Source organism: Paraburkholderia heleia NBRC 101817, assembly GCF_000739775.1.
Classification (GTDB): Bacteria; Pseudomonadota; Gammaproteobacteria; order Burkholderiales; family Burkholderiaceae; genus Paraburkholderia; species Paraburkholderia heleia.
Genome location: NZ_BBJH01000007.1, coordinates 309,924 through 329,033, shown reverse-complemented (window position 1 = coordinate 329,033; position 19,110 = coordinate 309,924). Strand labels below are relative to the sequence as shown.

At 67.1% G+C, this 19,110-nt stretch carries 18 protein-coding genes; 16 read left to right on the top strand and 2 right to left on the bottom strand.

Annotated elements, in window-relative coordinates; all coding sequences use genetic code 11:
- The first annotated feature begins 460 nt into the window (after positions 1-460).
- Together BHE01S_RS08715 and BHE01S_RS08710 are read left to right on the top strand one after the other, a co-directional pair.
- Positions 461-895: a CHRD domain-containing protein gene (locus BHE01S_RS08715; RefSeq protein ID WP_042262675.1), complete on the top strand. Its 435-nt coding sequence runs from the start codon at positions 461-463 to the stop codon at positions 893-895.
- Between the two features lie 142 nt (positions 896-1,037).
- Entirely contained in the window at positions 1,038-2,006 is a 969-nt protein-coding gene (locus BHE01S_RS08710; protein ID WP_042262672.1) for an alpha/beta hydrolase, read from the top strand.
- Here the strand turns inward: BHE01S_RS08710 and BHE01S_RS08705 are convergent.
- Positions 1,976-2,851 (bottom strand): EcsC family protein, encoded by an 876-nt coding sequence (locus BHE01S_RS08705; protein ID WP_042262670.1) that lies wholly within the window; start codon positions 2,849-2,851, stop codon positions 1,976-1,978. The genes BHE01S_RS08710 and BHE01S_RS08705 overlap by 31 nt on opposite strands.
- 120 nt (positions 2,852-2,971) lie before the next feature.
- On the opposite strand from BHE01S_RS08705, the gene BHE01S_RS08700 reads away from it, so the two are divergent.
- Both BHE01S_RS08700 and BHE01S_RS08695 read left to right on the top strand, forming a co-directional pair.
- Positions 2,972-4,567, top strand: a complete 1,596-nt coding sequence (locus BHE01S_RS08700) for an MDR family MFS transporter (RefSeq protein WP_042262667.1) — start codon at positions 2,972-2,974, stop codon at positions 4,565-4,567.
- Positions 4,568-4,662: 95 nt separating this feature from the next.
- On the top strand, positions 4,663-5,139 hold the full coding sequence (locus BHE01S_RS08695; protein ID WP_042262665.1) for a MarR family winged helix-turn-helix transcriptional regulator: 477 nt from the start codon (positions 4,663-4,665) through the stop codon (positions 5,137-5,139).
- A gap of 33 nt (positions 5,140-5,172) precedes the next feature.
- Here the strand turns inward: BHE01S_RS08695 and BHE01S_RS08690 are convergent, their stop codons facing one another.
- Positions 5,173-6,453 carry an amino acid deaminase gene (locus tag BHE01S_RS08690; protein WP_042262663.1) on the bottom strand — a complete coding sequence of 427 codons (1,281 nt, stop codon included), beginning with the start codon at positions 6,451-6,453 and terminating at the stop codon, positions 5,173-5,175.
- A 127-nt stretch (positions 6,454-6,580) separates the two neighbouring features.
- On the opposite strand from BHE01S_RS08690, the gene BHE01S_RS08685 reads away from it, so the two are divergent.
- The 12 genes from BHE01S_RS08685 to BHE01S_RS08630 all read left to right on the top strand — a co-directional run bounded on the left by BHE01S_RS08685 (position 6,581) and on the right by BHE01S_RS08630 (position 19,102).
- A complete protein-coding gene (locus BHE01S_RS08685; protein ID WP_042262661.1) occupies positions 6,581-7,513 on the top strand; it encodes a MurR/RpiR family transcriptional regulator in 933 nt (310 codons plus the stop codon).
- Positions 7,514-7,547: 34 nt separating this feature from the next.
- Positions 7,548-9,029, top strand: coding sequence for an N-acyl-D-amino-acid deacylase family protein (locus BHE01S_RS08680; protein WP_042262658.1), 1,482 nt, complete (start codon positions 7,548-7,550; stop codon positions 9,027-9,029).
- An 84-nt stretch (positions 9,030-9,113) separates the two neighbouring features.
- Positions 9,114-9,503 (top strand): RidA family protein, encoded by a 390-nt coding sequence (locus BHE01S_RS08675; RefSeq protein ID WP_042262655.1) that lies wholly within the window; start codon positions 9,114-9,116, stop codon positions 9,501-9,503.
- A gap of 448 nt (positions 9,504-9,951) precedes the next feature.
- Entirely contained in the window at positions 9,952-10,902 is a 951-nt protein-coding gene (locus BHE01S_RS08670; RefSeq protein WP_042262653.1) for an IclR family transcriptional regulator, read from the top strand.
- The gene (locus BHE01S_RS08665; protein ID WP_042262651.1) at positions 10,899-11,924 is read left to right on the top strand and encodes a 2-dehydro-3-deoxygalactonokinase; all 1,026 of its coding nucleotides are present in this window, start codon (positions 10,899-10,901) and stop codon (positions 11,922-11,924) included. Before BHE01S_RS08670 ends, BHE01S_RS08665 begins: the two co-directional genes overlap by 4 nt.
- A 113-nt stretch (positions 11,925-12,037) precedes the next feature.
- Complete coding sequence (locus BHE01S_RS08660) at positions 12,038-12,715, top strand: 2-dehydro-3-deoxy-6-phosphogalactonate aldolase (RefSeq protein WP_042262649.1); 678 nt, start codon at positions 12,038-12,040, stop codon at positions 12,713-12,715.
- The gene (locus tag BHE01S_RS08655) at positions 12,712-13,491 is read left to right on the top strand and encodes an SDR family oxidoreductase (RefSeq protein WP_042262647.1); all 780 of its coding nucleotides are present in this window, start codon (positions 12,712-12,714) and stop codon (positions 13,489-13,491) included. The genes BHE01S_RS08660 and BHE01S_RS08655 overlap by 4 nt, the downstream gene beginning before the upstream one ends.
- Positions 13,492-13,643: 152 nt before the next feature.
- Entirely contained in the window at positions 13,644-14,645 is a 1,002-nt protein-coding gene (locus BHE01S_RS08650) for an arabinose ABC transporter substrate-binding protein (RefSeq protein ID WP_042262644.1), read from the top strand.
- 113 nt (positions 14,646-14,758) lie between these two features.
- Positions 14,759-16,270 carry an L-arabinose ABC transporter ATP-binding protein AraG gene (gene araG, locus BHE01S_RS08645; protein ID WP_042262642.1) on the top strand — a complete coding sequence of 504 codons (1,512 nt, stop codon included), beginning with the start codon at positions 14,759-14,761 and terminating at the stop codon, positions 16,268-16,270.
- 23 nt (positions 16,271-16,293) lie between these two features.
- Entirely contained in the window at positions 16,294-17,322 is a 1,029-nt protein-coding gene (araH, locus tag BHE01S_RS08640; RefSeq protein ID WP_042262640.1) for an L-arabinose ABC transporter permease AraH, read from the top strand.
- 50 nt (positions 17,323-17,372) lie between these two features.
- The gene (locus BHE01S_RS08635) at positions 17,373-18,185 is read left to right on the top strand and encodes an SDR family NAD(P)-dependent oxidoreductase (RefSeq protein WP_042262638.1); all 813 of its coding nucleotides are present in this window, start codon (positions 17,373-17,375) and stop codon (positions 18,183-18,185) included.
- Positions 18,182-19,102, top strand: coding sequence for an SMP-30/gluconolactonase/LRE family protein (locus BHE01S_RS08630; protein WP_042262636.1), 921 nt, complete (start codon positions 18,182-18,184; stop codon positions 19,100-19,102). The genes BHE01S_RS08635 and BHE01S_RS08630 overlap by 4 nt, the downstream gene beginning before the upstream one ends.
- Positions 19,103-19,110: the final 8 nt, after the last annotated feature.

Here is a 19,110-nt window from a genome sequence, read left to right as displayed (position 1 = left end):
AAAAGCGGGCGAAAAAAAACGCGGCCGAAGCCGCGTTCAAGCTTGGAGACCCTTCGATGAAGAGTCACTTCTCGCAGTTCCTAGCTTAGTCGCCGTGTGACGAGAAATCGAGATAATTTCGATCAATTAACTGTTACCGGAAGTGGTGGTAATCGCCCCTGCTGTGAGGCGGGCGGGACGGCGGATCATTTGTCAGAAGAGGGTGGTCATAAACTTCGTTATGCAAATCAATTCGGTGATGCATCCACCCACCCCGAAGGGGTCGGCACGTGGGGCGCTGGTCAGAACGCCTGGATGGCGGGAAGGAAGTCCCTGGGTTGAAGGGCGCCGCTTTTATTGCAAGCAGCTTACGTTGGGCCGACATCGGCGCAGCAGACGCGCCCGGCGGATTTGCTCTAGCATGTGAGAGCGCGGATTTGCGCCTTCTGGTGCAACGCGCCACAAAAACAGGAGAAATTCCATGAATTTGCTTCGTCCGCTGCAGCTCGCTCTCGCGCTGTGTGTCCTCGCCTCCAGCGCCGCGTATGCCGATACGGTTGCGCTCAAGGCCGATCTCGAACCATCCAGCGAAGTCCCGCCGCGCGTGAGCCAGGGCCACGGCATGCTCAACGCCACCTTCGACACGTCCGCGAAAACGCTGAAGTGGACGGTCACCTACGAAGGCCTCTCCGGCCCGGCGGCGGCCGCGCACTTCCACGGCCCCGCGCCGGTCGGACAGAACGCTGGCGTGCAGGTACCGATTCCGAAGGGCGAACTGGCAAGTCCGATCAAGGGTTCCGCCACGCTCAACGAGCAGCAGGTCACCCAGCTCATGGGCGGCCAGTGGTACTTCAACATTCATACGGCGCAGAACCCCTCAGGCGAGATTCGCGGCCAGGTGCTGCCCGCCAATTGACCGGCTCTCGATCGTTCGCCTCATTCGTCGTACGGTGCGCGCCGCGCGTTCCCGCGATCGAAGTCCGATTGCGGGACGTTATCGATCGAGCGCCGTCGAGTGTTGCCTGAGCCCGTTTTGAGTGCCGCGGAGGGCTGAGCCGATGAGCTGGCAAAGCAGGCTGATCTGCAGGTTCTTGCGCCGCACTTTTCTGCCGCAAACGCGCAAGTCGATCAACGTCGCGCGCGTGCGCATGCTGACGGCGAGGCGCATCTGGACGCCGGGCGTGCCGGACGGCTGGCGCTTGCGCGAGCAGTACGGCGCCTCCGATGTCCCGATGCGCGGCGAGTGGCTCATCCGCGAGCGCTCGCCCGCGCCGCGCACGCTCCTTTATCTGCATGGCGGCGGGTATTACTTCTGCTCGCCGCGTTCGCAGCGCGCGATTTCGTTTGGTCTGGGCAAGCGTGCTGACGCCGACGTCTTCTCCCTCGACTATCGCCTCGCGCCCGAGCATCCGTTTCCCGCCGCGCTCGAGGATGCGTTGGCCGCGTACCGCCATTTGCTGACGCAAGGAACGCTGCCCGGCTCGATCGTGATTGGCGGCGATTCGGCGGGCGGCGGGCTCGCGCTGGCGACGCTCGTTGCCTTGCGCGACGCAGGCGACGCACTTCCCGCCGGCGCCGTGCTCTTTTCACCGTGGACCGATCTTGCGGCGACGGGCGCTTCGATACGCGAGAACGACGGGCGCGATCCCATGTTCAGCGGCGAGGTATTCGCGCGCATCGCGCCGTTTTACCTCGGCTCGGCCAGTGCGACCGATCCCTACGTGTCGCCGCTTTATGCCGACTTTCGCGGCTTGCCGCCGCTAAGCCTCTTCGTGGGCAGTTCCGAAACGCTGCTCGACGACACGCGCCGCGTCGCCGAGCGTGCGCGCGCCGCCGGCGTGGCGGTGGCGTGCGAGGTTGCCGCCGGCATGCCGCATATCTGGCCGATCTATGCGCCGTTCATGCCCGAAGCGCGCCGCACGCTCGACGTCGCCGCGAGCTTCGTGCGCCGCGTGACCCCTGCGCCGGCACGCGGCGACGAGAAACCGCAGCCGCCTCAATCGAGCGAGACGTCGATCGCGTCATAGGCCGCGTGCACGGCGGCTTCGCCGTAGCGGCGCTCGAGCCGGCGCACGGTGAAGTGGCCATGCGCCACTTGCTGGAAATGGTCGATGAACACGGTGTTGACCATGGCGCCGAGCACCGCGCCGATGGCCGGTATCGATTTCGCCGCGACCTGCTCGCTCACCTGCACGGAGAAGCGCGCGGCCACGGTCTGCATGAGCTTGAGGAGCGCGGTCGAGCCGTGCGCGGCGAAGCCCTTCGTCGCCATTTCCGAAGATGCCGCCGAGACCGCCTTCGCGAGTGCGCCGCGCACGATGAAATAGCCGAAGTCGGCTTCGTCGTCGGCGGCCGAGCGGCCCCCCATGCCGAACACAGTCAGACATTGCAGCTGCGTGTCGGCGCTCGCCAGATCTTCGCCTTCGCTGCGCGCGATGTCGCAAATCGAGCGAAACATCAGCGTGGTCGTGACGGGCAACTCGACCGGCAGCGCGAAAAGGCCGAACGCGCCGCCTGCCGCGCCCGTGGTCGCCACCGCGAACTTGTGCAGCAGGTTGCTCGGCTTCGCGCTCGTACGCGATGCGTCGGTGACGAGGGCGCCTTGCCGGCCCAGCGTCTTCAATGCGAGCCCCAGACACTTGCGCAGCGCGGCTTGCGTCGCGTCGATGACCTTGTCGTTCGCGACGCCAGGCAGCCGTGCGATCAGCTTTTCCACCGGCGCCCCCACGATCGCTGCGAGCTTCATGCCGAGCGGCGGCGTTTCGAGCTGATGCCGGGCGCGCCGCAGCGCGTCGAGATCGGCCTCGGTGAAGGTCGCGGCGGCGCCCGCGCGGGCCGGATCGGCGGCGGTGGGGTCGGTCGTGGGTTCCATTGCGCTCCCGGATTGTCGGCAACGGCGAAGGCATCGCCGCCGTCAGACACGCCAGTGTAGTGGATCGGACCGTGCTATGATGACCAATCTTTGACGCGTCAACTGTTGCTGGATCAAAAAATGGCCGTTCATACCGCCGCCCACCATTCGAGCGGGCAGGTTCTGCCGTTCCGGGAGTCGCTGCTCGCGATGCTCGGCGTCTCGTTCGTGACGATGCTCGTTGCGCTCGACCAGACCGTCGTTGGCACTGCGCTGCCGACCATCGTCGCCGAACTGCGCGGCTTCGAGCTTTACGCGTGGGTCGCCACGTCCTATCTGCTCACCTCGGTCATCACCGTCCCCATTTTTGGGCGGCTCGGCGACTATTACGGGCGCAAGCCGTTCGTGATCGCGTCGATTGTCGTCTTCACCGGTGCTTCCGTGCTGTGCGGCGCGGCCAACAGCATGCTGTTCCTCGTGATCGCGCGCGGCTTGCAAGGCATCGGCGGCGGCATGCTGGTCGGCACGGCGTTCGCGTGCATTCCCGATCTCTTCCCCGATTCGGTCGTGCGCCTGCGCTGGCAGGTACTCATGAGTTCCGCATTCGGTATCGCCAATGCGGTCGGGCCGTCGCTCGGCGGCTTTCTCACGCAGTACTACGGCTGGCGTTCCGTGTTTTACGTGAATCTGCCCGTTGGCCTGCTTTCGCTGTTTTTCGTCTGGAAGTATCTGCCGCATCTGCGCCATGTCGCGCACGAGGCGCGCATGCGGCTCGACTGGCCGGGCGCGCTCCTCATCGCGGTCGCGCTCGGCAGCCTGCAGCTTTTCGTGGAACGTCTGCCGGGGCGCGGTTTCACCGCTTCGGCCATCGGCCTGCTCGCCCTCGCGCTGGCGGCCGGCTGGGCGCTCTGGCAATGGGAGCGGCGCTGCCCGCAGGCCATCCTGCCCGTCGACATGTTCCGCAACGCGAGCCTGAACGCGCTCTTCACGCTCGCCGTGCTGGGCGGCTTCACAATGTTTTCGCTGCTGTTCTACGCGCCGCTCCTGTTCCAGGGCGGCTTCGGCATGACGCCGAAGGAAGCGGGCGTCGTCATCACCCCGCTCGTGGTGTTCATCACGATAGGCAGTATCGCGAACGGACGCATCGTCTCACGCATCCGCCATCCGAATCTGATGCTTTACATCGGTTTCGCGATGATCGCGGCAGCGTGCCTTGCCGTGGCGCTCGCCACGCGCAACACGCCGCGCGGCCTGCTCATGGCGCTCATGATCCTGGCTGGCATCGGCCTTGGCTTTGTCATGCCGAACCTCACCGTGTTCGCGCAGCAAACGGCGGGGCGCGAGCATCTGGGCATCGCCACCGCGCTGTTGCAGTCGCTGCGGATGATCGGCGGCATGATCGGCACGGCGCTCACCGGCACGATGGTCACGCAGCTCTATTCGAGCGGCGTGCAACGCGCGCTGGACGCCGATCACGCCACGCACTGGCTGCCGCAGCTCGCCGACCCGCAGATCCTCATCAACCGCGACGCGCAGGCAACGCTTATCGCCGATCTCGCGCACGCCGGGCATAATGGCGCGCCGCTGCTCGAAGCCGCGCGCGAGGCGCTCGTGGGCGCGATTCACCTGGGCATTGCCGTGGCGGCGGCGATCGCGGTGGTGTCGATCTGGCAAACCCGGCGCGTGCCGCCGGTCAGGCTGCAGCGCAAGGTGGAACCCGTGATTCACGCGGATTGAGGCGTTGCGCCCCTGGCGGGCACCGGCACGGATACCGGCCGGACACCACGGGCACCGGCAAACGCGCGGCAATGAGGCCGGCAGGAAAACACAGCATGGAAATTCAGGATCGCATCGCCATCATGCAGCAGTTTGGACGGACCTACCGGGCGTTCATGTCGGCGTTCGAGGCGCAGGTCGGCCATCCGCTGCCGCGCTGGCGCATTCTGCTCGCGCTTTACGAGCAGGACGGCGAGTCGTCGCAAAAGCGGCTCGTCGAGCGGCTGCGCGTGGACCCGGGCGCGCTCACGCGCCAGTTGAAGGCGCTGGAGTCGCTCGGCTGGATCGCGCGCCGTGCCGACGAGCGCGACAACCGCATCACCAACGTGACGCTGACCGACGCCGGCCGCGCCGTGACCGAAGAGGGCCTGCCGCGCCGCACCGCGTTCCTGAACGTGACGATGTCGCTGCCCGACGATGCGCTCTCGGCGCTATCGGGCGCGTTGGGGCTGATGGAGGCGCGCATCGGCGAGGCAGCCGCGGCGGGGGCTGCGCTCGCGCAGGCCCAAGAGGCCGGGCCCGAAGCGGGCTGAGCCCGCAGCGCCGTTTTCAACGAGGCGCCGCGCTCAGAAGAACGTCTCGATCACTTCCGTCACGCGATATTTCGCGTCGACCATCAGCACCTGACGCCACTTGTCGAACGTGAGGCAGGGGTGCGAGATGTCGAACGCGATCATGTCGCCGACCTTGAGGTCCGCGCCCGCCGGAATCTTCAGGTAGGCGTGCTGATCCATCATCTGGAACACCTCCCAGCCTTCGCTTGCCGCCACTTCGCGCGGCGCGCCGCCGTTCGCGGGGCGATAGTGGCGCGACGGCTCCGGAAAGCCCGCGTCGAACGCGGCGTCGCGCTTGCCGAAGCCGATGATGGCGCGGCCCGGCTCCGGAATCGACTGCACATAGGCCCAGAGCTGCAGCGCGGGCAGCAGCGCCACGCCCATCTCGCGCGCCACGGGGTTGCGCGTGAGGATCTGCGACTGAGCCTGCTTGTAGACGCCCACGTCGTGCGTCACGTAGCAGCCGGGGCGCAGCACCACGTCGATTGCGCCCGCCTGCGTGGCCGGCGCGAACTCTTGCGCGACGATGTCGTACCACGCCGAGCCCGCGCCCGAAAGCAGCGCGGGCGTACGCGCGAAGCGGCCGGCGGCGGCCAGTTCCTGGGTGACGTTCAGCGCGTCGCGCAGGAAGGTGCGCACTTCGCTTTCTTCCTTGAGGATGCCCTCGTAGATTTCCACGCCCGCCAGCTTGAGCGAGTCGGGATAGCGCGCGATCGCCGCGAGCACGGCATTGCGCGTGTCGGTGTCGCGCACGCCAGTGCGGCCGCGCGGCACGCCCAGTTCGAGCAGCACCTGCAGCGTGCGGCCCGACGCGCGGAAAAACTCGCCCAGGTGCTCCACGCCTTCCACCGAGTCGACGAGGCAGAAGAACTCGAAGCTCGCGTCGCTGAGCAACTCGGCGATGATCGCCATGTTGCGGCGGCCCACGAGCTGGTTCGCCATCAGCACGCGCGAGATGCCGCCGCGGTAGGCGGCGCGCGTCTGGTGCGCCGTGGCGAGCGTGATGCCCCACGCGCCGGTTTCGATCTGGCGGCGAAAGAGCTGCGGCGCCATCGTCGTCTTGCCGTGCGGCGCGAGCTTCACGCCATAGCGCGTGACGAAGTCCTGCATCCATTTGAGGTTGTGCTCGACGCGCTCGGCATACAGCACCGCAGCGGGCAGGCTCACGTCCTCTTCGAGTAAATTCCATTCGAGCCGCCCGGCGTCCCCGAGCGGCACGCTCGCACCGGGTACGTTGCCAAGGCCCTTGCTGTTCGGGTCGATCGTTGCACTCTGATAGTTTGTAACTTTCATTTCCCTTCGCTCCATATGCTTCATGCGTCCCAGCTCCGCCGGAGTCTCAGGTGCCGGCGTTGACTCGAAGATAGTACACAAAGTAACATCGCTTCGTGAATTGTTATTTATTAACAGACTCCCTGTCATGCACACTGCCGCCGATCCGGCCCGCTTCGACATCGTCGCGCGTATTGCGCAATGCGTGCCCGAACTGCGTCCGGCCGAGCGCGACGTGGCCGCGCTCATTCTCGACGATCTTGCCAGCGCCGCGCGCGCGAGCATCGGCGAGCTGGCGCAGCGCGCGGGCGTGAGCATCGCCTCCGTTACGCGCTTTGCGAAGGCGGTGGGCTGTCAGGACGTGCGCGAACTCAAGCTGCGGCTCGCTCAGGCAGCCGCCGTGGGCGAGCGCTTCCTGCGCGGCGGGGCCGACGGCGCTTCCGAAGGCGCGGGCAAGCTGCGTGCCGCCGATGCCGCTGCCGAAGCCGAACCGCTCGCCACGCGCGTCTACGACGAAATTCACACGGCGCTCGCGCGCAATCACGAACTGCTGTGCCAGGCGCCGTTTGCGCAGGCCGCCGCGACGCTGGCGCAGGCGCGCATGATCTACGTGTTCGGCATGGGCGGCGGCTCGAGCGCGCTCGCCGACGAAATGCGCTTTCGCCTCGTGCGCCTGGGCCGTCCGGTGGCGTCGTACCAGGATAGCCTGCTGCAGCGCATGGTGGCGAGCACCCTGTCGTCCGATGACGTGGTGCTCGCGCTTTCCGTAACAGGGCGCGTGCCCGAACTCGTCGACGCGTGCCGCATCGCGCGCGACTACGGCGCGAAGCTCGTCGCGCTCACCGCGCCAGCCTCGCCGCTCGCCGCGCTCGCCGACTGGCTCGTGCCGATCGTCGCGAGCGAGACCGATTTCATCTACAAGCCGTCGTCGTCGCGTTACGCGATGATGATGGCACTCGACGTACTCGTGACCGAGCTGGCGCTCGCGCAACCCGAAGCAAGCCGCGAGCTGCTGCGCCGCATGAAGCACACGCTGGACGCGCATCGGGGCGGTGGCGAACGCCAGCCGCTCGGTGACTGAGCGTCGAACCGAGAGCTATTCTGAGGAGACGCGTATGCATTCGCACCCCGAAGCCGCCGACACGCTGATCGTCGGCGCCATGCTTTACGATGGCACCGGAGCGCCGCCCGTCGAGCGCGACGTGGCGCTGCGCGACGGCCGCATCGTCGCGATCGGCAACCTGTCGAACTGGCTCGCGGAAGCGGTGATCGAGGCCAACGCCCGCGCGCTCGCGCCGGGTTTCATCGACGTCCATACGCACGACGACACGCACGTGATCCGCGCGCCGCAGATGCTGCCCAAGATCAGCCAGGGGGTGACGACGGTGGTGGTCGGCAACTGCGGGATCAGCGCCTCGCCGGTGACGCTCAAGGGCGATCCCCCCGACCCGATGAACCTGCTCGGCGAACGCGATGCGTTCAGCTATCCGACCTTCGCCGCGTACGTCGACGCGGTCAACGCGGCGCGGCCCGCCGTGAACGTGGGCGCGCTGATCGGCCATACGGCGCTGCGCAACAACCACATGAACGACTTGAAGCGCGCCGCCACCGGCGACGAGATCGCGGCCATGCGCGCGCAGCTCGAAGACGCGCTCGCGCACGGCGCGCTCGGCCTTTCCACGGGCCTCGCATACGGCTCGGCGTTCGAGGCTTCGACCGAAGAGGTCGCCTCGCTCGCCCAGCCGCTCGCCGCCGCCGGCGCGCTCTACACGACGCACATGCGCACGGAGTTCGACGCGATTCTCGAGGCGATGAACGAGGCCTACCACATCGGCCAGCAGGCGCGTGTGCCGGTGGTGATCTCGCATTTGAAGTGCGCGGGCCCGTCCAACTGGGGGCGCAGCGCGGAGGTGCTCGCGTCGCTCGAAAGCGCGCGCAAGTATCAGCCGGTCGGCTGCGACTGCTATCCGTATAGCCGCAGCTCTTCCACTTTGGATCTCAAGCAGGTGACGGGCGACATCGACATCACGATCACGTGGTCCACGCCGCACCCGGAGCAGGCAGGCAAGCTCATCAAGGACATCGCGGCCGAGTGGGGCGTGTCGCAGCAGGAAGCGGGCAAGCGTCTGCAGCCGGCGGGCGCCGTGTACCACAACATGTCCGAAGACGACGTGCGCCGCATTCTTTCGCATCCGGCCACGATGGTCGGCTCGGATGGACTGCCCAACGATCCGCTGCCGCATCCGCGCCTGTGGGGCGCATTTCCGCGCGTGCTCGGGCACTACGCGCGCGACGCGGCCTTGCTGCCGCTCGAAGAGGCGGTGCGCAAGATGACGGGCCTTTCGGCGCGGCGCTTCGGTCTTTCGCAGCGCGGCGAGGTGCACGTGGGCTGGCATGCCGACCTCGTGTTGTTCGACCCCGCGAAGGTGCGCGACGCGGCGACCTTCGACAAGCCGCAGCAGGTGGCCGAAGGCATCGACGCGGTATGGGTGAACGGCGTGCTCTCGTACCGCGACGGGCAACCCACGGGCGAACGCGCGGGCCACTTCGTCGCGCGCGGCAAACGCGAGGCGCAGGCCGAGGCGAACGCCTTTTAAGCAGGCTTTATCTATCGAATTTCGACCCCCGGCGCACGCGGCCCAACAAGTTGCGCGCGCCGCACGATCTCAAAGGAGCAAACGATGAAACGAATTGGAGCGGAAGGCGGCAAGGGCCAGGGCGGACAACATCTGCCGTTCGCGCGCGCCGTGGAAGCCGACGGCTGGCTGTACGTCTCGGGCCAGACGCCGATGGAAGGCGGCGAGGTGATCAACGGCGGCATCGTCGAGCAGTCGCACAAGGCCATCCAGAATCTTTTCGCGATCCTCAAGGAAGCGGGCTATGGCGCGGAGCACGTGGTGCGCTGCGGCGTATGGCTCGACGACGCGCGCGACTTCACCTCGTTCAACAAGGTGTTCCGCGAGTATTTCGGCGAGCATCCGCCGGCACGCGCCTGCGTGCAGTCGAGCATGGTGGTGGACTGCAAGGTCGAAATCGATTGCGTGGCCTACAAGGCGCCGGCCGGGAAGTAACGGCGCGGCGCAATTGCGCGCGGCGTGACAGGAAGCGGCTGCCGGAGTTATCCGGCAGCCGTTTTTTCTTGCGTGTGGCCGTCACGGAAGCAGGTTCTGTCCCTCGTTAGCCGTTTCGACAGAGGGCGGCCGTTTCGCCAAATTTCCCAATATATGAGCGACCCAATCACATATTGGAGAACTCGAAAAAACCTGCCTACAATCCAGCCATCCGACAGGCACTGTCGGCAGACCCAGACAAATCCGGGGCACGCGCAAGGCGCGGAGCGAACCGGACCGCAAAGGAGACATTCGCCATGCTTCAGCCAGCGCTTTGCGCGGCCACGCGCCGCCCGCCGCTACCTGTCCGAGCCCCGGCTGCCCGCGCGCCAGGCCGTCTCCCGAAGCACGGTTCGCGCGCCGCCTGACGGCACGCGCCTTTCGATCGTCTCCCTTCATCGCCCTCGCCATGAACAAAGCGATGTCTTCCGCTCTCGCCGCGAACCTTCCCGACGAGGCCGCGCCCGTGCAAAACGCCGCGGCAACCGCCTCCGCGCCAGCGCAACCGAAAGCCCGTCCCGCCGCCGATGAAATCGGCGTCGCGAGCACGTTGCTCGACGGCTCGATGCAGCAGGCCGGCACCCAGACGCTCCTGCGCGGCCTCGCAATCCTCGAAGCGGCCGCCGCCGGCGTGCGCGACCTGCGCTCGTTCGGCGCGGTGCTCGGCACGACGCGCAGCACCACCCACCGCCTGGTTTCGAGCCTCGTGCAGGCGCGCTACCTGCGCCAGGTGCAGGGCGGCTACCTGCTCGGGCCGAAGCTCATCGAACTCGGCACCATCGCGCTCGAGCAGATGCCGCTCACGGCCGTTGCCCGAGCGCATCTGCAGGCGCTCGCCGACGAAACGCTCGACACGATCCACCTCGGCGTGCGCGACGGCGACGACGTGCTGTACATCGACAAGATTCCCGGCCAGCGAGGCCTCGAAATGCGCTCGCGCGTGGGGCACCGCATGCCGCTCGCGTCCACGGGCATCGGCAAGGCGATGATGCTCGACCTCGCGCCGCAATCGTGGCGCGACCTGTTCGACGCGTCGCGCCGCGCGCTCGCGGGCGTGAGCTTCCGTCCCGATCACAGCCTCGAACCCGAGACCTTCCTCAAGCGCATGGCGACTTACTCCGCGGGCGGGTACACGTTCGATCTGGAGGAGAACGAAATTTCGATCCGCTGCGTCGCGGCGCCGGTGCGCGACGCTTCGGGTGCGATCGTGGCGGCGCTTTCGGTGGCGAGCACGATTCCCTACATGCCGCTCGAGCGCATGGACGAACTGATTCCAGTCGTGCAGCGCGAGGCGCGTGCGATTTCGCAGGAACTGGGCTGGCGCGCGCCGCAGCCCGCCGCGCGCAGGATTCGCCGATGAAAGCACGCGAGAAGTCTGCAAGCGGCGCGGCCATCGACGCCGGCGACGGCGCGAGCGCTCGCAATGCCGCGCTCATCGCGCTCGACTGGGGCACGACCTCGCTGCGCGCGTACCTGTTCGATGCGGCGGGCGAGGTGATCGCCACGCGCGTTTCGACGGCGGGGATCATGAACCTGCCCGTGCCCGCCGAAGAAGGCGGCTTCGACGCCGCCTTCGACGAAGCGTGCGGCGTGTGGCTCGCGCAAGCGCCCTCGCTGCCGGTGCTGGCCGCGGGGATGGTCGGCAGCGCCCAGGGCTGGGTGCAGGCGCCCTATGTCGAAACGCCCGCGAGCGCCCAGGCGCTGGTGGCCGGAATCGTGCGCGTGCGCGCCGCGTGCGGCGCCGAAGTCGCCGTGGTGCCGGGCGTGCTGGAGCCGGGTGCGCTGCCCAACGTGATGCGCGGCGAGGAAACGCAGATTTTTGGCGCGCTTGGGGCATCGGGCGACGAAGGCGGGCCGCAAACGGCGCTCGTCGGACTGCCGGGCACGCACGCGAAATGGGTGGTGGTGGAGGGCGAGCGCATTGCGCGCTTCTATACCTTCATGACGGGCGAGGTCTACGCGGCGCTGTGCGCCCATACGATCCTCGGCCGCACGATGAAGCATCCCGTCGAGCCGGACACCGCAGCGTTCCTGCGCGGCGTGAGCGTGGCGCGCGAGCAGGGCTGCGTGGGACTGCTGGCGACCGCGTTCAGCACGCGCACGCTCGGCCTCACGGCCCAGCTCGCCGCCGACGAGCAGCCCGACTATCTCTCGGGCCTCGTGATCGGACACGAGCTGGCGGGCCTCGAAGCGGCGCTGGCGCGGCGCGACGTGGCGCTCGCCGGCTGCGCGCCGCAGCTGATCGGCGCCGAGGCGCTGTGCGAGCGTTACCGCATGGCGCTCGCCGCGTTCGGGTGCAGCGGCGCGCATCTCGTGCGTCAGGCGACCGAACATGGGCTTTGGCGCATCGCCGTGCAGGCAGGGCTCGTCACGCCGCGCTAATCGAGTGCCGACGAGGCGAACCCGCTGCGAAACCCATGCGACGAAACCGCCGCGAACCCGCTGAACCGAACCAGACACGAAGCCAGCAAACAGGAAGCCGACAGGAAGCCGACATGGAACCCGAACTGAATCTGCCCGCCCCGTACACGCCACACGCCGGCTTCGTCGCTGCGTTCGGCGCCTGCGGCATGGTCGCGATCGTGCGCGGCATCCAGCCCGCCGAGGCCGCAGAGCATGGCCGCGCGCTCTATGAAGCGGGCTTCCGGATCATCGAGGTGCCGCTCAATTCGCCGCAGCCGCTCGACAGCATCGCGGCGTTGCGCGAGACGCTGCCCGACGACGCGATGATCGGCGCGGGCACCGTGCTCACCGCTGCGCGCGTGCGCGACGTGCGGGAAGCGGGCGGCGAACTGATCGTGATGCCGCACGCCGATGCCGACGTGATCCTCGCCGCGAAGCGCCAGGGCCTCGCCTGCGTGCCCGGCGTCGCCACGCCGACCGAAGCGTTCGCGGCGCTCAGGCACGGCGCCGACGCGCTCAAGATGTTCCCCGCCGAGCAGCTCGGCCCGGCCGTGACGAAGGCATGGCGCGCCGTGATTCCGCCTGTCGTGCCCCTGCTGCCCGTGGGCGGCGTGAAGCCCGACAACATGGGCCCGCAGCTGGCCGCGGGCGCGAGCGGCTTCGGCCTCGGCTCCGCGCTCTACAAGCCGGGCCAGGACGCGGCGGCCACGCACGCGAACGCGCTGGCCTTCATCGCAGGCTGGAAAGCGGTGCAAGGAGCGCAAAAGTGAATCGCCTCGCGGGCAAGGTCACGCTCGTCACCGGCGCCGGACGCGGCATCGGCGCGGCGATTGCGCGCGCGTTCGCGGCCGAGGGCGCCGCCGTCGTGCTCGCGGAGCTGGACGGCGCGTCGGCCGCTGCGACGGCGCGCGACATTGCGAGCGCGTGCGAAGGCGCGCGAACGCTCGCCGTGCAAACCGACGTGACGCAGGCCGCCTCGGTGCGCGCCGCCGTGGCAGAAGCGCAACGCGCGTTCGGCCCGGTCGACGTGCTCGTCAACAACGCCGGCATCAACGTGTTCGCCGACCCGCTCACGATGACCGACGAGGACTGGCGCCGCTGCTTCGCCGTCGATCTGGACGGCGTGTGGAACGGCTGCCGCGCGGTGCTGCCGGGCATGGTCGAGCGCCGTGCGGGCAGCATCATCAACATCGCCTCGACGCACGCGTTCCAGATCATTCCGGGCTGCTTCCCGTACCCGGTGGCCAAGCACGGCGTAATCGGACTCACGCGTGCGCTCGGTATCGAGTACGCGCCGAAGAACGTGCGCGTGAACGCCATTGCGCCGGGCTACATAGAAACGCAGCTCACGCACGACTGGTGGAACGCGCAGCCCGACCCGGAGGCGGCGCGCAAGGCCACGCTCGAGTTGCCGCCGATGAAACGCATTGGCCGCCCGGAGGAAGTCGCGATGACGGCGGTGTTCCTCGCCTCGGACGAAGCCCCGTTCATCAACGCGAGCTGTATCACGATAGACGGCGGCCGCACGGCGCTCCATCACGAATAGGCGCGCCGGAAAAGTCATTCGCAGCACGAAGGAACACGAGGTTGGAACGAATGCGCAGGAATCCGCCGAAGCGCTGGCCGCGCGCCTGGGCGGGTAAAAGAAGAGGCGGCCGATACCCTTCCCGTGACTAAAGAAGACAGGAGACTGACAACATGCAACGACGCATCTTTCTGACGCTGCTGGCCGCCGCCACCACGGCCGCGATCTGCCACGCGCCTGTGACCGAGGCCGCAGACCAGGTGAAGATCGGCTTTCTCGTGAAGCAGCCCGAAGAGCCGTGGTTCCAGGACGAATGGAAGTTCGCCGAAACGGCAGCGAAGGAAAAGGGCTTCACGCTGGTGAAGATCGGCGCGCCCTCGGGTGAGAAGGTGATGAGCGCGATCGACAACCTGGCCGCGCAAAAGGCGCAGGGCTTCATCATCTGCACGCCCGACGTGAAGCTCGGACCGGGCATCGTCGCCAAGGCCAAGGCCGACAACCTCAAGATGATGACGGTGGACGACCGCCTCGTCGATGGCGCGGGCAAGCCGATCGAGTCGGTGCCGCACATGGGCATCTCGGCGTACAACATCGGCAAGCAGGTGGGTGACGGCATTGCCGCCGAAATCAAGAAGCGCGGCTGGGACATGAAGGACGTCGGCGCCATCGACGTGACCTACGAGCAGCTGCCGACAGCGCATGACCGCACGGCGGGCGCGACCGACGCGCTCGTGGCCGCGGGCTTCCCGAAGGCGAACATCGTTGCCGCGCCGCAGGCCAAAACCGACACGGAAAACGCCTTCAACGCCGCCAACATCGCGCTCACGAAGAACCCGCAGTACAAGCACTGGGTGGCCTACGGCCTGAACGACGAAGCCGTGCTCGGCGCCGTGCGCGCGGCGGAAGGCCGCGGCTTCAAGGCCGACAACATGATCGGCATTGGCATCGGCGGCTCGGACTCGGCGCTCAACGAGTTCAAGAAGCCGCAGCCGACGGGCTTCTACGGCACCGTCATCATCAGCCCGAAGCGCCACGGCGAGGAAACCTCGGACCTGATGTACACGTGGATCACGCAAGGCAAGGAGCCGCCCCTGCTCACGCTGACGACCGGCATGCTGGCCACGCGCGACAACGTGGAGAGCGTGCGTCAGCAGATGGGTCTCGCTTCGAAGTAAGCGCTTGAGAGAGGTGATTTAGGTGTTTCCCGCTGCGGGGCGGCCGGTAGGGCCGAAGCGTGTGAAGAGCGCGAAGGCCGCGCCCGCAGCGTATCGAATGAGAGGAAACCGAAGTGTCAGCGACACTGCGTTTTGACAATATCGGCAAGGTGTTCCCAGGCGTGCGCGCGCTCGACGGCGTGTCGTTCGAGGTGAACGCAGGCGAAGTGCATGGCCTCATGGGCGAGAACGGGGCGGGCAAGTCCACGCTGCTCAAGATTCTCGGCGGCGAGTATCAGCCCGATTCCGGCCGCATCCTGATGGACGGCAACGAGGTGCATTTCGCCGATGCGGCGGCCTCGATTGGCGCGGGCATCGCGGTCATTCACCAGGAATTGCAGTACGTGCCCGACCTGACCGTCGCGGAAAACCTGTTGCTCGGCGCGTTGCCCAATGCGCTCGGCTGGGTGAAGCGCGGCGAGGCGCGCAAGTTCGTGCGCGAACGTCTTGCCGCGATGGGCGTGGATCTCGATCCGGCCGCGAAACTGCGCAAGCTCTCCATCGCGCAGCGCCAGATGGTGGAGATCTGCAAGGCGCTCTTGCGCAACGCGCGCGTGATCGCGCTCGACGAGCCGACCAGCTCGCTCTCGCACCGCGAGACCGAAGTGCTGTTCAAGCTCGTGCGGGAGCTGCGCGCCGACAATCGCGCGCTCATCTACATCTCGCACCGCATGGACGAGATCTACGAGCTATGCAACGCCTGCACGATCTTCCGCGACGGCCGCAAGGTCGCCTCGCACGGGAAGCTCGAAGAGGTGAAGCGCGAAACGCTCGTGGCCGAGATGGTGGGCCGCGAGATCAGCGACATCTACAACTATTCGCCGCGCGAGCATGGCGACGTGCGCTTCGCCGTGCGCGGCGTGGAAGGGCATCCGCTCAACGAAGCGGCGAGCTTCGAGGTGAAGTCGGGCGAGATCGTCGGTTTCTTCGGGCTCGTGGGCGCGGGGCGCAGCGAACTGATGCAGCTCATCTACGGCACGCACAAGCGGCGCGCTGGCGAGATCGAGCTGGACGGCAAGCCCATCCGCGTGAAAAGCGCGAGCGACGCGATTCGCCACGGCATCGTGCTGTGCCCGGAAGATCGCAAGGAGCAGGGCATCGTCGCGATGGCGACGGTGTCGGAGAACATCAACATCAGTTGCCGTCGCCACTTTCTGCGCGCGGGCATGTTCCTCGACCGCAAGAAGGAAGCGGAAACGGCGGACCGCTTCATCAAGCTGCTGAAGATCAAGACGCCGAGCCGCCGCCAGAAAATCCGCTTTCTTTCGGGCGGCAACCAGCAGAAAGCGATTCTTTCGCGCTGGCTCGCCGAGCCCGACCTGAAGGTCGTGATTCTCGACGAGCCGACGCGCGGCATCGACGTCGGCGCGAAGCACGAGATCTACAACGTGATCTATCAGCTCGCCGCGCGCGGCTGCGCGATCGTGATGGTGTCGTCGGAGTTGCCGGAAGTGCTCGGCGTGTCGGATCGCATCGTGGTGATGCGCGAAGGCCGTATTTCGGGCGAGTTGCCGCGCAGCGCGGCGAGCGAACACGCGGTGCTTGACCTCGCGCTGCCCAGGCGCGCGCAGGCCAAGGCTGCATGAGTGGACGGGGAGGAGTGACTGAAATGCAAGCAAGAGAAAACCTGGCGGCCGAGTCTGCCAACAGCGCCGCCAAGAGCGTCGCCGACGCGCTGATTCCGAGCGCCACCGACAAGCAGAAGTGGTGGCAGCAGATCACCGAGTACAGCCTGATCGTGATCTTCGCGGTCATGTTCATCGTGATGTCGCTGACCGTCGATCATTTCTTCTCGATCGAGAACATGCTCGGCCTCGCACTGTCGGTCTCGCAGATCGGCATGGTGGCCTGCACGATGATGTTCTGTCTCGCCTCGCGCGACTTCGACCTTTCCGTGGGCTCGATCGTCGCGTTCGCGGGCGTGCTGTGCGCGATGGTGCTCAACGCGACGAACAACACGTTCATCGCCATCGTCGCGGCCGTTGCGGCGGGCGCCGCGATCGGCTTCGTGAACGGCGCGGTGATCGCGTATTTGCGCATCAATGCGCTGATCACCACGCTCGCCACCATGGAGATCGTGCGCGGCCTCGGCTTCATCGCCTCGCACGGCCAGGCCGTGGGCGTGTCGTCGGACACGTTCATCGCCATGGGCACGGCCTCGCTCTTCGGCGTGCAGCTGCCGATCTGGGTCACGCTCATCTGCTTCATCGTGTTCGGCGTGATGCTCAATCAGACAGTGTACGGGCGCAACACGCTCGCCATCGGCGGCAACCCGGAGGCTTCGCGTCTCGCCGGCATCAAGGTCGAGCGCACGCGTGTGTGGATCTTCCTGATCCAGGGCGCGGTCACGGCGCTCGCGGGCGTGATTCTCGCCTCGCGTATCACGTCGGGCCAGCCGAATGCGGCCGAAGGCTTCGAGCTGAACGTGATCTCGGCGTGCGTGCTGGGCGGCGTCTCGCTGCTGGGCGGCCGCGCGACGATCTCGGGCGTGGTGATCGGCGTGCTGATCATGGGCACGGTCGAAAACGTCATGAACCTGCTCAACATCGACGCGTTCTACCAGTACCTCGTGCGCGGCGCGATCCTGCTCGCGGCGGTGCTGCTCGACCAGCTCAAGAACCGCGGCGGACGCGATTGAAAGCCCGCGTTTGAAACCCCTGCAGAGCGATTCATCAGGAGCCCAATACGATGTCGTCCAATGCAAATTCGCCCGCTAACGCGCTCTCGCGCCACGCGCACGAAAACTACGCGCGCTATCCGAGTCTGGCCGACCGCGTGGTGCTGATCACGGGCGGCGCGACCGGCATCGGCGCGTCGTTCGTCGAGCACTTCGCCGCACAGGGTGCGCGCGTGGCGTTCTTCGACATCGACGCGAGCGCGGGCCAGGCACTCGCCGACGAACTCGGCGATTCGCCCCACAAGCCGCTGTTCGCCGATGTCGATCTCACCGATATCCCGGCGCTGCGCGCCGCCGTCGCCGATGTGAAGGCGGCGCTCGGGCCGATCCAGGTGCTCGTGAACAACGCGGCCAACGACAAACGCCACACGCTGGCCGAAGTCACGCCCGAATCGTTCGATGCGAGCGTGGCCGTGAACCTGCGGCATCAGCTCTTCGCCGCCCAGGCCGTGGCGGAAGACATGAAGGCCGCGCGCGCGGGTTCGATCATCAATCTGGGCTCGATCAGCTGGATGCTCAAGCAGTCGGAAATGCCGGTCTACACGATGAGCAAGTCGGCGGTGCAGGGACTCACGCGAGGTCTCGCGAAAGACCTGGGTCCGTACGGCATACGCGTGAATACGCTCGTGCCGGGCTGGGTGATGACCGAGAAGCAGCGGCGGCTGTGGCTCACCGACGAAGGCCGCGCGGCCATCAAGCGCGGCCAGTGCATCGACGCGGAGCTGCTGCCCGCAGACCTTGCGCGCATGGCGCTCTTCCTCGCCGCCGACGACAGCCGCATGATCACGTCGCAGGACATCGTCGTTGACGGAGGCTGGGCATGAGCGCAAAGGAAAGCGCGTCGAACGAAGCGGTGGCCGAGCTGCTCGTCCACGCGAAATGCGAGCTGGGCGAAGGCGCGACGTGGTGCGCGCGCAGCGGCCGGCTCTATTGGGTCGATATTTCGGGCAAACGCCTGCAACGCTACGACGCCAATGCGGCAGGCGCCAAACACGTGACGTGGGAGATGCCCGAGCGTCTCGCATGCTTCGCGCTGTGCGAAGACGAACGCACGCTGCTCCTCGGCCTCGCCTCGCAACTGGCGTTCTTCGACCTGGAGACGGGCGCGCTCGAAACCATCGTCGAAGTCGAACCCGGCGTGCCGACACGCCTGAACGACGGACGCTGCGACCGCCAGGGCCGCTTCGTGTTCGGCACGAAGTACGAAGGAACGCCGAGGCAGGCGATCGGCGGCTTCTATCGCCTGAACCACGATCTCACGCTCGAACGTCTGCCGCTGCCCGCGCCCGCGATCTCGAACAGCATCGCGTTCAGCCCGGACGGTTCGACCATGTATTACACCGACACGCTCACGCGCGAGATTCGCGCGTGCGACTACGGCGCGGACGGGACGATTGCAAACGAGCGTACCTTCGTCACGCTCACCGACGACACCGGCGTGCCGGACGGCTCGACCGTCGACGCCGAAGGCGGCCTCTGGAACGCGCAGTGGGGCGGCGAGCGCGTGGTGCGTTATGGCGCCGACGGCGTCGAAACCGAGCGCGTAAAGATTCCCACAGCGCAGCCAAGCTGCGTTACGCTCGGCGGTGCGCTTCTGGACACGCTTTATGTCACGAGCGCGCGCGAGGAAATGGAGGAGGAGGCCCTCGCGCGCGAGCCGCATGCGGGCGGCGTGTTTTCGGTTCGAATTGGCCGCCAGGGCCTTGAAGAACCGCGGTTTCAGGGGCGCAGGCGCGCTTGAGTCCGGAG